Genomic DNA, 12,805 nt, shown 5'->3' with positions numbered 1-12,805 from the left:
TTCCGGTCAGGCAGAGAACGAGGCGACGCGCTTGGCGATCGCCGACTTGCGGTTGGCCGCCTGGTTGGCGTGGATGACACCCTTGCTGGCAGCCTTGTCCAGCTTCCGGGTGGCCTCACGCATCAGTACGGTGGCCTTCTCGGCGTCGCCCGCCTCGGCAGCCTCGTGGAACTTCCGGATGGCGGTCTTCAGCGACGACTTGACCGACTTGTTACGCAGCCGGCGCTTCTCGTTCTGCCGGTTGCGCTTGATCTGGGACTTGATGTTCGCCACGCGACAGCCTCGTCTTGATAGCTCGGGTTGGTCTGCTTTCGCGCACGACGAGCATGCGTCATCGCCGCGCGAAAAGCCAGGCTACCAGGTCAGCCCCGGACGAGCCAAAACGCCTCCACCCGCCCCCCGTTGCCAGCCTCCCGTCGCACCCAGGCCGACCGTCTTTCCCAGGCTGGTCGAGCGGCGCACCACTTCGGGGAGGTGGTGGGGTCAGGGGCCGTGTGATGTGGCCACTTCCCCGTGCTGGTGTGGATCAAGGAGAGGGGCAGGTGGGCTGGTTCGCCAGTTCGGGGAGGTGGTGGGGTTAAGGGCCGTGTGATGTGGCCACTTCCCCGTACTGGTGTGGATCAAGGGGAGGGGCAGGTGGGCTGGTTCGCCAGTTCGGGGAGGTGGTGGGGTTAAGGGCCGTGTGATGTGGCCACTTCCCCGTACTGGTGTGGATCAAGGGCGAGGGGACCGGTTTGGTGGGTCAGGGCGGGCCACCGTGGTCGAGCTGGTGTGGATCAAGGGGGAGGGGTGGGGTGTGTCCAGGGCCAGCCTCGCCGCTCGGCCAGCCAGCCGAGCGCCTGCTCGCCGCTCCAGCGCTGATGGGCGCGCAGGTGCGGGGACGCCGTCGACGGTCCGGCGGCGGCCCCGGTCAGGTAGTAGCCGGCCAGCGCGGCCAGCGTCACGTCCAGCGCGTCCCCGGGCGCGCAGGCGGCGGCCGGGTGTCCGGCGAACGCGGCGTCCGCGTCCAGGCCGCTGGCGTACGCGGTGAGCAGCAGTCCGGCCAGGTCGAACCAGCCCGGCCCGTGACAGAGCCACGGCCAGTCGCAGAGCCAGGCCCGCCCGTCGGGGTCGATCAGGAGGTTGTCCACCCGCAGGTCGCCGTGGGCGAGCCCGGTGGCCGCGTCGGCGTACCCGGGCAGGCGCGACTCCAGCGCCACCAGGTCGGCCAGCGGGGCGCCGGCCGCCGGCTCGGGCAGCGGCTCACGTCCGGCGGCCACCTCGCCCCACCAGAGGATGTCGTCGCGGGCCAGGTCCGCGAGCCGGGGGAGCGGGAGCGCGGCCAGCTCCGGGGGCGGATCGGCGAGCGCGGCGGCCACCTCGGCGTACGCGGCCAGGGCGGCGTCCAGCTCGGCCGGCGTCCAGGGCAACCGGGGGGTGTGTCCGTCGATCGCGTCGAGCGCGAGCGCGTACCAGCCGGACTCGGTGAGCGCCCAGCGCGGCCGGGGCACCGGCAGGCCGGCCGGGAGCCGGGCCAGGATCGCCGCCTCGTGGGCGTACCAGTCGACCAGGTGCCGCTGCCCGTCCAGCGCCGCCGCCTTGACGAACACGCGCTCACCGGCGGGACCGGTCAGTACGGCGGCGAAGCCGCTGGTGAACCCGCCGGCCGCCACCCGGACCGCCGCCGGTTCCCCGCCGAGCCGGGCGGCCAGCGCCTCGCGCAGCCCGGCCGGCAGGTCGGTCCAGCCCGGCCGCACGGCCGTCGCCCCGTACGCGACGGGCGGGAGTGAGATCGCACGCACCGCACCATGCTGCCGCACGCGGACCGCGCCGCCCCGCCGCACCGGCCCGCCGACGCAAAGCCGGCGCCGAACGCGCACCGACGCAAGCGCCGACGCCGAACGCGCACCGACGCAAGCGCCGACGCAAGCGCCGACGCCGAACGCGCACCGACGCAAAGCCGCCGAACGCGCACCGGCGCAAAGGCCGGCACCGAACCGAGCACCGGTGCACGAACCGAGCACCGGTGCACGAACCGAGCACCGGCGCACGCACCGCGGACCACTCGTCGGTGGGCTCTGCCAGACTGCCCACCATGAGGACCGACGAGTTCTGGCAGCTGATCGACGAGGCCCGCGCCGGGGCCGGGGGAGAGCCCGACGCGGTCGCCGCCCGGGCGGTCGCGCTGCTGGCCGAGCGCGACCCGGAGGAGATCGTCGGGTACGCCCACCACCAGCGGCGGGTGCTCGCCGCCTCCTACCAGGTCGACCTCTGGGGCGCGGCGTACCTGATCAACGGGGGCGCGTCCGACGACGGCTTCGAGTATTTCCGGGGCTGGCTGATGACCCAGGGCCGGGCGGTGTTCGCCAAGGCGGTCGGCGATCCGGACTCGCTCGCCGAGCTGCCGCAGGTCCGGGCCGCGGCGCTCAGCGGCGAGGAGTTCGAGTGCGAGGACATGCTGGCGGTGCCGTGGGACGCGTACCGGAAGGCCACCGCGGCCGATCTGCCGGCCGAGCGTGATCCGGTGCCGGTGCCCGACCTGAACGACTTCTGGGACTTCGACGACGAGGAGGAGGCCCGCCGCCGGCTGCCGAGGCTGGCCGCGCTCTTCGTCGAGCCACCCGTGGAATAGCGAGCCACCCGTGGAATAGCAGTGGAGTAAAGGGGGAGTCCGGGCGCGCCCCGGGCGACGTGGGACCATGGAGGGGGCCGGCGGCGCGCCGGCCCGCTCACGTCAGCCGACCAGAACGGACCGCTGTGCCACCGACGCTCGATCCCGGCGCGAACGCTCCTGGTGCCACCGACCCGGCGCGCATCCGGAACTTCTGCATCATCGCCCACATCGACCACGGGAAGTCGACCCTGGCCGACCGGATGTTGCAGCTCACCGGTGTGGTCGATCCCCGGCAGATGCGCGCGCAGTATCTGGACCGGATGGACATCGAGCGCGAGCGCGGCATCACCATCAAGAGCCAGGCCGTGCGGATGCCGTGGACGATCCGCGAGGGCGACCGGGCCGGTGAGACAGCCGTGCTCAACATGATCGACACGCCGGGCCACGTGGACTTCACCTACGAGGTGTCCCGTTCGCTGGCCGCCTGCGAGGGCGCGATCCTGCTCGTCGACGCCGCGCAGGGCATCGAGGCGCAGACGCTCGCCAACCTCTACCTGGCGCTCGAGAACGACCTGCACATCATCCCGGTGCTCAACAAGATCGACCTGCCGGCCGCCCAGCCGGAGAAGTACGCCGAGGAGCTGGCGCACCTGATCGGCGGGGACCCGGCGGACTGCATCAGGGTCTCCGGCAAGACCGGTGAGGGAGTGCCCTATCTCCTGGACGAGATCGTCCGGCAGTTCGTGCCGCCGGTGGGCGAGGCCGAGTCGCCGGCCCGCGCGATGATCTTCGACTCGGTGTACGACGTCTACCGGGGCGTGGTCACGTACGTCCGGGTGATCGACGGCCGGATCTCGGCCCGGGACCGGATCAAGATGATGTCCACCGGCGCGGTCCACGAGCTGCTGGAGATCGGCGTCATCTCGCCGGAGATGGTCAAGGCCGACGCGCTCGGCGTCGGCGAGGTGGGCTATCTGATCACCGGCGTGAAGGACGTGCGCCAGTCCCGGGTCGGTGACACCGTCACCATCAACAACAACCCGGCCAAGGAGGCGCTCGGCGGTTACAAGGACCCGAAGCCGATGGTCTACTCGGGCCTCTATCCGATCGACGGCTCGGACTACCCGAACCTGCGCGAGGCGCTGGACAAGCTCAAGCTCAACGACGCCGCGCTGGTCTACGAGCCGGAGACCTCCGGCGCGCTGGGCTTCGGCTTCCGCTGCGGCTTCCTCGGCCTGCTGCACCTGGAGATCATCCGGGAGCGGCTGGAGCGGGAGTTCAACCTCGACCTGATCTCCACCGCGCCGAACGTGGTCTACCGGGCCATCCAGGAGGACGGCGAGGAGATCGTGGTCACCAACCCGAGCGAGTACCCGACCGGCAAGATCGCCGAGGTGTACGAGCCGACGGTGCGGGCGACAGTGCTGACCCCGAACGACTACGTCGGCGCGGTGATGGAGCTGTGCCAGGGCCGCCGGGGCAGCCTGCTCGGCATGGACTACCTCTCCGCCGACCGGGTGGAGCTGCGCTACACGCTGCCGCTGGCCGAGATCATCTTCGACTTCTTCGACCAGCTCAAGAGCCGTACCAAGGGTTACGCCTCGCTCGACTACGAGCCCTCCGGCGAGCAGGCGTCCGACCTGGTGAAGGTGGACATCCTGCTGCACGGCGAGCCGGTCGACGCGTTCAGCGCGATCGTGCACAAGGACAAGGCGTACACGTACGGCACGACGATCGCGGCGAAGCTGCGCTCGCTGATCCCGCGCCAGCAGTTCGAGGTGCCGATCCAGGCGGCGATCGGCAGCCGGGTGATCGCCCGGGAGACCATCCGCGCGATCCGCAAGGACGTGCTCGCCAAGTGCTACGGCGGTGACATCAGCCGGAAGCGCAAGCTGCTGGAGAAGCAGAAGGAGGGCAAGAAGCGGATGAAGATGGTGGGCCGGGTGGAGGTCCCCCAGGAGGCGTTCATCGCCGCGCTCTCGTCCGACTCCGGCGACGGCAAGCCCGCCGGCAAGAAGTAACAGCCCCGGCTCCACGAACCGGCCGGCGTCCTCCTCCGAGGGTGCCGGCCGGTTCGCGTACCCAGGAAATTTCCAGCCGGTGGCAGCGCTCCCACCTGCGGCTTCGCGGTCGCGGAGGGAGCGGCGGTCGATGCCGCCGGTTTCGGTTTTCGATGCGTCGGGCACTTAGCGGTCACGACAGCAAACGCACAGAACGTGCGAAATCGCTTAGGAGGACCGACCGTGGAGTTCACCGTCTGGGGCATCGTCACCGCGCTGGTCGTTGGTCTGATCGTCGGCGCGCTGGGCCGGCTGGTCGTGCCGGGTCGGCAGAACATGCCGATGTGGCTGCACATGGTGATCGGCGTCGGCGCCGCCCTGCTGGGCACCGTCCTGGCCCGGGCGCTCGGCATCGCCACGCAGACCGCCGGCATCGACTGGGCCGAGCTGGCCGTGCAGGTCGTGCTCGCCGCCATCGGTGTGGCCCTGGTGGCCGGCGTCGGCCGCCGCCGCAGCGTCTCGCGGTACTGACCCGCGCACGAACGCGCCTCGACGGGCGCCCGGCCACCTGGCCGGGTGCCCGTCGGCGCTTTCCGCATTGAACCCCGTCCGTGCGTCCCTGCCGCTCGCCGCGCCTGGTTTCGAGGAGAAACAGCAGGTCAGCGTACGTCTGAACAATTCGTCATCGGAGTCGGTTTGGATTTCCGGGCGGTCGGGAACTTAGCGATCACGACAGTAACCACACAAAAATGTGTGACCCGATCTTAAGGAGGAGGGCGACCATGGAGCTCACCGTTTGGGGCATCATCACGGCGCTGGTCGTTGGTCTGATCGTCGGCGCGCTGGGCCGGCTGGTCGTGCCGGGCCGTCAGAACATGCCGATCTGGCTGCACATGCTGATCGGCGTCGGCGCCGCGCTTCTGGGCACGATCGTGGCCCGGGCCTCCGGCTTCGCCGAGACCGCCGGCATCGACTGGCGCGAGCTGATGCTGCAGGTGCTCTTCGCTGCGATCGGCGTGGCCCTGGTGGCCGGCGTCGGCCGTCGCCGCGGCGTCTCGCGCTACTGACCCCGCACCACGCGCCTCGACGGGCGCCCGGCCTCACCGGCCGGGCGCCCGTCGGCGTTCGTGGGCTCTCAACTGCCCGGACGGCATCGATGTCGGCCGGGCCCTCGGCTGCGATACGGTCGCCTCTGCCCTCCGTCGCGAACACCCCCTGTTGTAAAGGAAATTTTCCTACTAAGGTGCGGCGGAGAAGGTTAGTGCCAAACGGCCCTGAGGGAGATATGGCGTGAACAGGTGGAAGCGGCTGGCTCCGGTCACCGCCATCGTGGCGTCGGCCGCGTTGGTGCTGACCGCGTGCGGTGGCTCCGGCGACGACGACAAGGCCGCCGACAACAGCAAGCTCACTGTGTGGATGATGGGTGAGGGCGGCGACGCCCAGACCGCGTTCCTCGACGGCGTCGAGGCGGAGTTCAAGAAGAAGCACCCCGAGACCGACGTCGTGGTGCAGTACATCCCCTGGCTCGAGGCGCCGAAGAAGTTCCAGGCGGCGCTCGCCGGCGGGGAGGGCCCGGACGTCACCGAGCTGGGCAACACCGAGACCCAGGGCTGGGCCGCGCAGGAGGCCCTCGCCGACGTCACGGACAAGTTCAACGGCTGGTCCGAGGGCAAGGACATCCTGCCCGACCTGGTCAAGAACGCCCAGCTCGACGGCAAGCAGTACGGCGTGCCGTGGTACGCCGGCGTGCGCGCCGTCTACTACCGGACCGACTGGTTCGCCGAGGCCGGCGTCAAGCCGCCGACGAACTGGGACGAGATGGTCGCCGCCGCGAAGACCGTCCAGGCCAAGAAGCCCGGCACCTACGGCATCGCCCTGCCCGGCAACTCCGAGCTGCCGTTCTACTCCTTCCTCTGGAGTGCCGGCGCGGAGATCGCCACCAAGGAGGGCGACGCCTGGAAGTCCGGCTACAACACCCCCGAGGCGCAGAAGGCGGTCAAGTTCTGGACCGACCTGGTGACAGTGCACAAGGTCGCCCCGCCGGCCGCCGCCGGGTGGAACGAGGTCGACGCCCGTACCCAGTTCGCCACCGGCAAGGCCGCCATGGCGTTCGCCGGAAGCTGGCAGGGTGGCGCGATGAAGAAGGACAACCCGGACATCGAGAAGGTCTGGGGCACGTTCCCGATCCCCGGCCCGGACGGCAAGGCCGCCCCGGCGTTCGCCGGTGGCTCCGACATCGCCATCTGGAAGGACAGCGAGCGGGCGGCGCTGGCCTGGGACTACATGACCGTGCTGCTGAGCAAGCAGAAGGACAAGGAGTTCGCCAGCAGCCTCGGCTTCTTCCCGGTCTACCAGGACCTGGTCAGCAGCGGCGACTACGCCAACGACAAGGTGATGGCCGCGTTCGCCACCGCCATCCAGAACACCAAGCTGACCCCGCTCACCCCGAAGTGGGTCGAGGTCAGCCGCACCAAGACGGTGACCCAGGCGATGAACAGCTCGGTCATCAAGGGCCAGAAGACGGTCGAGAAGGCCACCGCCGACGCGGCCACCGAGATGGAAAGCATCCTCAACGCCAAGTGACCACGCTGACCGAGGCCACCGGCGAGGCCGCCGCGCGGGAGACCCCCGCGCGGCGGCGCCGTCGCCGGGTGGATCACCTTCCGTACCTGCTGCTCCTGCCCTGCCTGGCGATCATCGCCGTGCTGCTGCTCTGGCCGCTCGGCCAGGTCGTGTGGATGTCCTTCCACAAGCTGGACAGCGTCCGGCAGCTGCGCGGCGACCGCGAGTGGCCGTGGGTCGGCCTGGCCAACTACGCGCAGATCCTCGGCGACCCGTTCTTCCGTACGGTCCTGCGCAACACCGTGCTGTTCGCGGTCGCCAACGTGGCGCTCACGATGATCCTCGGCACCCTGGTCGGGCTGCTGCTCAACCGCCTGGGCAAGAAGATGGCCACGTTCGTGGCGAGCTGCGTGATGCTCGCCTGGGCCACCCCGGCGCTGACCGGCACCATCGTCTGGAAGTGGATCTTCGACGACACGAGCGGCCTGGTCACCTGGCTGTTCAACAAGCTCCCCGACGGGCTCTCCACGACCCTGTTCGGGCGCAGCGACTGGACCGGGTACGGCTGGTTCAACGACCCGCTGATGTTCTTCGCCATCCTGACGCTCGTGGTGGTCTGGCACTCGTTCCCGTTCATCGCGGTGAGCGTGCTGGCCGGGCTCAAGAGCGTGCCGACCGAGTTGCAGGAGGCGGCCAGGGTCGACGGCGCCGGCCCGTGGAAGGTCTTCTGGTCGGTCACCTTCCCGATCCTGCGGCCGGTCTTCGGCATCCTCGTGGTGCTCTCCACGATCTGGGACTTCAAGGTCTTCACCCAGCAGTTCGTGCTGGCCGGCGGCACCCAGGACCGGTCGACGTTCATGCTGTCGATCTACTCGTACGCGGAGGCGTTCTCGCCGCCGCCCAAGTACGGCCTCGGCTCCGCCATCGCCGTGATCCTCACCGTGATCCTGCTCGTGGTGACCGCCCTGTACGTCCGCATGGTGCTGCGGCAGGAGGACGAATGATGAAGAAGATCGCCCTCAACGGCGCGGGCCTGCTGGTCGCGCTCTTCGCCGCGTTCCCGGTCTACTGGATGGTGGCGACGTCGCTGAAGCCCAACCGGGAGATCTTCTCGTCCACGCCCCGGCCGGTGCCGGCGGAGCCGACGCTGGAGCACTACCGGGAGATCCTCACCGGCAACCTGATCCCGGGCGTGACGTTCACCGACTTCTTCCTCAACAGCGCGCTGGTCGCGCTGGCGACGGTGCTGCTGAGCGGGCTGGTCGCGCTGCTCGCCGCGACAGCCGTGGCCCGGTTCCGGTTCAAGCTGCGCACCACGTTCCTGATCATGCTGCTGGTGGTGCAGATGATCCCGCTGGAGGCGCTGGTCATCCCGCTGTTCCTGATGATCCAGCGGCTCGGCCTCTACAACACGCTGCCCAGCCTGATCCTCACGTACCTCGGCTTCTCGCTGCCGTTCGCGGTCTGGATGCTGCGTGGCTTCGTCGCCGCGGTGCCGAAGGAACTGGAGGAGGCCGCCGCCATCGACGGGGCCAGCCGGGCCCAGACGTTCCGCAAGGTGCTGTTCCCGCTGGTCGCGCCCGGCCTGGTCGCCACCAGCATCTTCTCGTTCATCACCGCCTGGAACGAGCTGATCTTCGCGCTGACCTTCATCAACGACCAGCAGAAGTACACGCTGCCGGTGGCGATGACGTTCTTCTTCGGCCGGGACGACACCGCCTGGGGGTCGGTCATGGCCGCGTCCACGCTGTTCACCCTGCCGGTGATCATCTTCTTCCTGCTGGTGCAGCGCCGGATGGTCTCCGGCCTGGTCGCCGGAGCGGTGAAGGGCTGAGAGGGCGGCCGGTCAGGCCGCGGCGAACACCTCGGCGCGTACCTCGGTGGCCGGATCGCCCTTCACCCGAGCCCAGGAACCCTGCTCGGCCGTCCACTCCAGGTTGCCGAAGCGGACCTTCTTCACGCCGTGGTCGTCGGCGTGCGACACCAGCCAGTGCGCGTACCGCCAGCCGTTGCGGTCGTCGCCCGCCGGCACGGTGAGCGCGGTCAGGTCCGTCGCCGCGGCCAGCCGGGGCAGCCCCCAGTCCAGCGACAGGCTCTCCAGCACGGCGCTGGCGGCGGCCGGCCCGCGCATCGTCGGCGGCGAACTCACCGTGCAGGCCACCGCGCCGGTCGCGTGGCCGAGCAACGCGCGGGTCAGGACCTCCGACTCGTCGGCCCACTTCTCGTACGCCTCGGGGAAGGCCGACCGCTGCACCCGCTGGGCGGCGTCGGTGACCCGCATCCGCTCCCACCCCTTGACCTTCTTCAACGCGGCGTAGAACTTGTTCGCCGCGTAGCGCGGGTCCTGGACCTGCTCCGGGGTGCCCCAGCCCTGGCTCGGGCGCTGCTGGAACAGGCCGAGCGAGTCGCGGTCACCGTGCGCGATGTTGCGCAGGTGCGACTCCTGGTACGCGGTCGCCAGCGCCACCACCACCGCCCGCTCGGGCATCCGGCGCTGCATCCCGATGGCCGCGATGGTCGCCGCGTTCGCCATCTGGTCGGCGCCGAGCACCACCTCGCCGTCGGCCTGCACCGTGCAGGTCCGGCTGGCCAGGGGGAGCCGCAGGTGCTCCCCGAACTGCTTGGTCACGACATAGACCGCGAGCAGGGCCAGTACGCACACCGCAACACCAGATGCCACGATCGCCGCTCGCGTCCGCACCCGCACCCCCTGTCCCGACAGTCCGCCAAGCGTACGTCGGCCCCGCGCCCGCGCCTCTCGTCCGAGTGGCCGTCCCGTCGCCACGTGACCGGCCACGCCGTGCCGCCCGGCGGGGCCCGCCGCCACCGAAGGCGTCGAGACGGGCCCCGCCGCGCACCTCAGTCCCCGGCGGGCACCCAGGCGGCGGGCCGCTTCTCCCGGAACGCCATGACGCCCTCACGTCCTTCGTCGGAGAGGAAGTACCCGGTGGACAGCGCCGCCAACTCGGCGATCTCGGCCCGCAGGTCCGTGGCGGCGGGCCGGCGCAGCAGCTCCTTCGCCCCGGCCAGCGCCCCCGGCGCGCCCTTGACGAGCGAGGCGCAGTAGCGCTCGACGGCGGCGTCCAGCTCGTCGGCCGGCACCGCGGCGGTGACCAGGCCGACCTCGGCGGCGCGGCGGCCGTCGAACGTGTCGCCGGTCAGGTACAGCTCGGCGGCGGCCCGCTGGTCCAGCCGGGGCAGCACGGTCGCCGAGATCACCGCCGGGATCACCCCGATCCGCACCTCGGTGAACGCGAACGTCGCCTCCTGCGCGCAGATCGCCAGGTCGGCGGCGGCGATCAGGCCCAGCCCACCGGCCCGGGCCGGCCCGGCGACCTTCGCGACCACCGGCTTCGGGCACTCCCGCACCGCCACCAGCACGTCGCCGAGCATCCCGGCGGGCACCGTGCCGCTGGCGTACGCCGCGGCGGTCTCCTTCAGATCGGCGCCGGAGCAGAAGACCGGGCCGGTGTGGTCGAGCACGATCGCGCGTACCGCGTCGTCGGCGACCGCGTCGGCCAGCCCGGCCAGCAGCTGGGTCATCAGGGGCGTGGAGAGCGCGTTGCGGTTGTGCGGGCTGTCCAGGGTGAGGGTGGTCACCCCACGGGCCGTGGCGACTCGCACGAGAGCGTCCGGAGAGGTCATGCCGGGCACACTAGTGGCCATGCCCGGCGTCCTTCCAGAAGGCGAACCCGTCCCGCGCGACGGATCGCTGCCCGCCACCGCCCGTCGCACCGTCGGCGCGCGCGGCTTCGGCGTGTACGTCCACGTCCCGTTCTGTGCCTCCCGGTGCGGTTACTGCGACTTCAACACGTACACCGCCGCCGAGCTGGGCGGCGGGGCGAGCCGGGAGACGTACGCCGACTCCGTGCTGGCCGAGCTGGCGCTGGCCGCCCGGGTGCTGGGCGACTCGCCGCCGCAGCGGGTCGACACCGTCTTCGTCGGCGGCGGCACGCCGACCCTGCTGCCCGCCGACGACCTGGCCCGCATCCTCGACGGCATCGACCGCGTCTGGGGGCTGGCCGCCGACGCCGAGGTGACCACCGAGGCCAACCCCGAGTCGGTGACCCCGGAGTCGCTCAAGACGCTGCGGGCCGCCGGCTACACCCGGATCTCGCTGGGCATGCAGTCCGCCGCGCCCGGGGTGCTCGCGGTGCTCGACCGGCGGCACAGCGCGGGCCGGGCCACCGCCGCCGCGCTGGAGGCGCGCGACGCCGGGTTCGAGCACGTGAACCTGGACCTGATCTACGGCACGCCGGGCGAGACGGCCGAGGACTTCGCCGCCTCGCTGGCCCAGGTGGTCGACGCCGGGGTGGACCACGTCAGCGCGTACGCCCTGATCGTGGAGGACGGCACCCGGCTGGCCGCGCGGATGCGCCGGGGCGAGCTGCCGTACCCCTCCGACGACGTGGCGGCGGACCGCTACCTGGCCGCGGAGGCGGCGCTCGGCGCGGCCGGCTTCTCCTGGTACGAGGTGTCGAACTGGGCCCGCTCGGCGGCGGCCCGGTGCCGGCACAACCTGCTCTACTGGACCGGCGCCGACTGGTGGGGCCTGGGCCCGGGGGCGCACAGCCACGTCGGCGGCGTGCGCTGGTGGAACGTCAAGCACCCGAGCGCGTACGCGGCGCGGCTGGCCGAGGGCGCCTCGCCGGCGCTGGCCCGGGAAGTGCTCAGCCCGGACGAACAGCACATGGAGGACGTGATGCTGCGGGTGCGGCTCGCCTCCGGCCTGCCACTGGACGTGCTGGACGAGCCCGGCCGGGCGGGCGCCGAACGGGCCCGGGACGCCGGGCTGCTCGACGCGGAGGACTACGCGCGGGGGCGGGTGGCGCTGACGCTGCGCGGCCGGCTGCTGGCCGACGCGGTGGTACGCGACCTGCTGCCGTGACCGGGGCCGGTCGGCCGCCCCCTCGGCCGACCGGCGATGTCACTTGCTGAAGCTGTAGCTCATCGGGTAGCGGTAGAGCACACCCTCGTTGGCCTTGATCCCACCGATGATCCCGAAGATCAGCGGCACCAGCCAGACCAGCATCGGGATGAAGAACAGGATCCCGCAGGTGACGAACGTGAGCACCCAGGCCAGCACGCCGGCGATGGCCCAGGTGATCTGGAAGTTCAGCGCCGCCACGGAGTGGGCGCGGACGGTCGGCGACTGCTGACCACGGGTCATCAGCGCGATCAGCGGGGCGACCCAGCCGAGCAGGCCGCCGCCGACGATGACACCGGCGGCGCCACCGAAGTGCGCGACGAGCGCCCAGGTCTTCTCGTCGTTGTTGGCGTACCCGGCCGAGCCGTAGCCGCCACCACCGGGATAGCCGCCACCGCCGGGATAGCCGGCGCCGTAGCCCGGCGTGCCGCCCGGCGGGGGGTAACCACCAGGGGGCGGGTAGTCGCCCGGCGGGGGTTGCCCGCCCGGAGGCGGGTAGCCGCCCGGGGGCGGATAGTCACCGGGCGGGGGATACCCGCCCGCGCCCGGCGCGCCGGACAGTGGAGCGGTGGGCGGCTCGCCGGAGCCGTAGGGCGCCGACGGGTCGGGCTGGGGGCCGGAGTCCCCTGCTCCGGGAGGGCGAGGAGGTTCAGTCATGCCGTCACGGTAGGGCCACCGGGCAAGCGGCACCAGAGCGACACAGACCCAGCGTGACCGGCTGTT

13 protein-coding genes are annotated in these 12,805 nt (G+C 71.3%); 8 read left to right on the top strand and 5 right to left on the bottom strand.

The features are described 5' to 3' along the window. Window positions 1-6: 6 nt before the first annotated feature. Window positions 7-273 (bottom strand): 30S ribosomal protein S20, encoded by a 267-nt coding sequence (rpsT, locus tag AMK25_RS30705; RefSeq protein WP_030503107.1) that lies wholly within the window; start codon window positions 271-273, stop codon window positions 7-9. 503 nt (window positions 274-776) lie between these two features. Then, window positions 777-1,781, bottom strand: a complete 1,005-nt coding sequence (locus tag AMK25_RS30700) for a phosphotransferase family protein (protein WP_073831852.1) — start codon at window positions 1,779-1,781, stop codon at window positions 777-779. Between the two features lie 293 nt (window positions 1,782-2,074). On the opposite strand from AMK25_RS30700, the gene AMK25_RS30695 reads away from it, so the two are divergent. From AMK25_RS30695 to AMK25_RS30665, 7 genes are all read left to right on the top strand, one after another. Beyond that, the gene (locus AMK25_RS30695) at window positions 2,075-2,611 is read left to right on the top strand and encodes a DUF4240 domain-containing protein (RefSeq protein ID WP_073831851.1); all 537 of its coding nucleotides are present in this window, start codon (window positions 2,075-2,077) and stop codon (window positions 2,609-2,611) included. Window positions 2,612-2,736: 125 nt separating this feature from the next. Then, a complete protein-coding gene (gene lepA / locus AMK25_RS30690) occupies window positions 2,737-4,614 on the top strand; it encodes a translation elongation factor 4 (RefSeq protein ID WP_073831850.1) in 1,878 nt (625 codons plus the stop codon). 222 nt (window positions 4,615-4,836) lie between these two features. Beyond that, complete coding sequence (locus AMK25_RS30685) at window positions 4,837-5,124, top strand: GlsB/YeaQ/YmgE family stress response membrane protein (RefSeq protein ID WP_073831849.1); 288 nt, start codon at window positions 4,837-4,839, stop codon at window positions 5,122-5,124. A gap of 251 nt (window positions 5,125-5,375) precedes the next feature. Beyond that, window positions 5,376-5,660, top strand: coding sequence for a GlsB/YeaQ/YmgE family stress response membrane protein (locus AMK25_RS30680; protein ID WP_013287983.1), 285 nt, complete (start codon window positions 5,376-5,378; stop codon window positions 5,658-5,660). 223 nt (window positions 5,661-5,883) lie between these two features. Next, the gene (locus AMK25_RS30675; protein ID WP_073831848.1) at window positions 5,884-7,176 is read left to right on the top strand and encodes a sugar ABC transporter substrate-binding protein; all 1,293 of its coding nucleotides are present in this window, start codon (window positions 5,884-5,886) and stop codon (window positions 7,174-7,176) included. Then, a complete protein-coding gene (locus tag AMK25_RS30670) occupies window positions 7,173-8,159 on the top strand; it encodes a carbohydrate ABC transporter permease (protein ID WP_073831847.1) in 987 nt (328 codons plus the stop codon). The genes AMK25_RS30675 and AMK25_RS30670 overlap by 4 nt, the downstream gene beginning before the upstream one ends. Beyond that, the gene (locus AMK25_RS30665; RefSeq protein ID WP_030503115.1) at window positions 8,156-8,989 is read left to right on the top strand and encodes a carbohydrate ABC transporter permease; all 834 of its coding nucleotides are present in this window, start codon (window positions 8,156-8,158) and stop codon (window positions 8,987-8,989) included. The genes AMK25_RS30670 and AMK25_RS30665 overlap by 4 nt, the downstream gene beginning before the upstream one ends. 12 nt (window positions 8,990-9,001) lie before the next feature. On the opposite strand, the gene AMK25_RS30660 is transcribed toward AMK25_RS30665, so the two are convergent. Together AMK25_RS30660 and AMK25_RS30655 are read right to left on the bottom strand one after the other, a co-directional pair. Continuing rightward, window positions 9,002-9,862, bottom strand: coding sequence for a hypothetical protein (locus AMK25_RS30660; RefSeq protein WP_198937726.1), 861 nt, complete (start codon window positions 9,860-9,862; stop codon window positions 9,002-9,004). A 152-nt stretch (window positions 9,863-10,014) separates the two neighbouring features. Continuing rightward, entirely contained in the window at window positions 10,015-10,800 is a 786-nt protein-coding gene (locus tag AMK25_RS30655; RefSeq protein ID WP_073831875.1) for an enoyl-CoA hydratase-related protein, read from the bottom strand. A gap of 19 nt (window positions 10,801-10,819) precedes the next feature. Here AMK25_RS30655 and hemW point away from each other — a divergent pair, with 19 nt between their 5' ends. Next, complete coding sequence (gene hemW / locus AMK25_RS30650; RefSeq protein WP_198937725.1) at window positions 10,820-12,043, top strand: radical SAM family heme chaperone HemW; 1,224 nt, start codon at window positions 10,820-10,822, stop codon at window positions 12,041-12,043. A 39-nt stretch (window positions 12,044-12,082) separates the two neighbouring features. Here the strand turns inward: hemW and AMK25_RS30645 are convergent, their stop codons facing one another. Continuing rightward, entirely contained in the window at window positions 12,083-12,739 is a 657-nt protein-coding gene (locus tag AMK25_RS30645) for a DUF4870 domain-containing protein (protein WP_073831845.1), read from the bottom strand. Window positions 12,740-12,805: the final 66 nt, after the last annotated feature.

Origin of the sequence: Micromonospora sp. TSRI0369, from assembly GCF_001905625.1 — a bacterium.
Taxonomy (GTDB): Bacteria; Actinomycetota; Actinomycetes; order Mycobacteriales; family Micromonosporaceae; genus Micromonospora; species Micromonospora echinospora_A.
Note: the sequence above shows the minus strand (reverse complement) of the source record. Positions and strands in the feature narration are given on the sequence as shown.

Excerpts from the sequence above, each read along its gene's own strand:
- AMK25_RS30680 (WP_013287983.1), top strand. The coding sequence starts at position 5,376 with ATGGAGCTCACCGTTTGGGGCATCATCACGGCGCTGGTCGTTGGTCTG.
- hemW (WP_198937725.1), top strand. The coding sequence starts at position 10,820 with ATGCCCGGCGTCCTTCCAGAAGGCGAACCCGTCCCGCGCGACGGATCG.
- AMK25_RS30695 (WP_073831851.1), top strand. The coding sequence starts at position 2,075 with ATGAGGACCGACGAGTTCTGGCAGCTGATCGACGAGGCCCGCGCCGGG.
- AMK25_RS30655 (WP_073831875.1), bottom strand. The coding sequence starts at position 10,800 with ATGACCTCTCCGGACGCTCTCGTGCGAGTCGCCACGGCCCGTGGGGTG.
- AMK25_RS30645 (WP_073831845.1), bottom strand. The coding sequence starts at position 12,739 with ATGACTGAACCTCCTCGCCCTCCCGGAGCAGGGGACTCCGGCCCCCAG.
- AMK25_RS30665 (WP_030503115.1), top strand. The coding sequence starts at position 8,156 with ATGATGAAGAAGATCGCCCTCAACGGCGCGGGCCTGCTGGTCGCGCTC.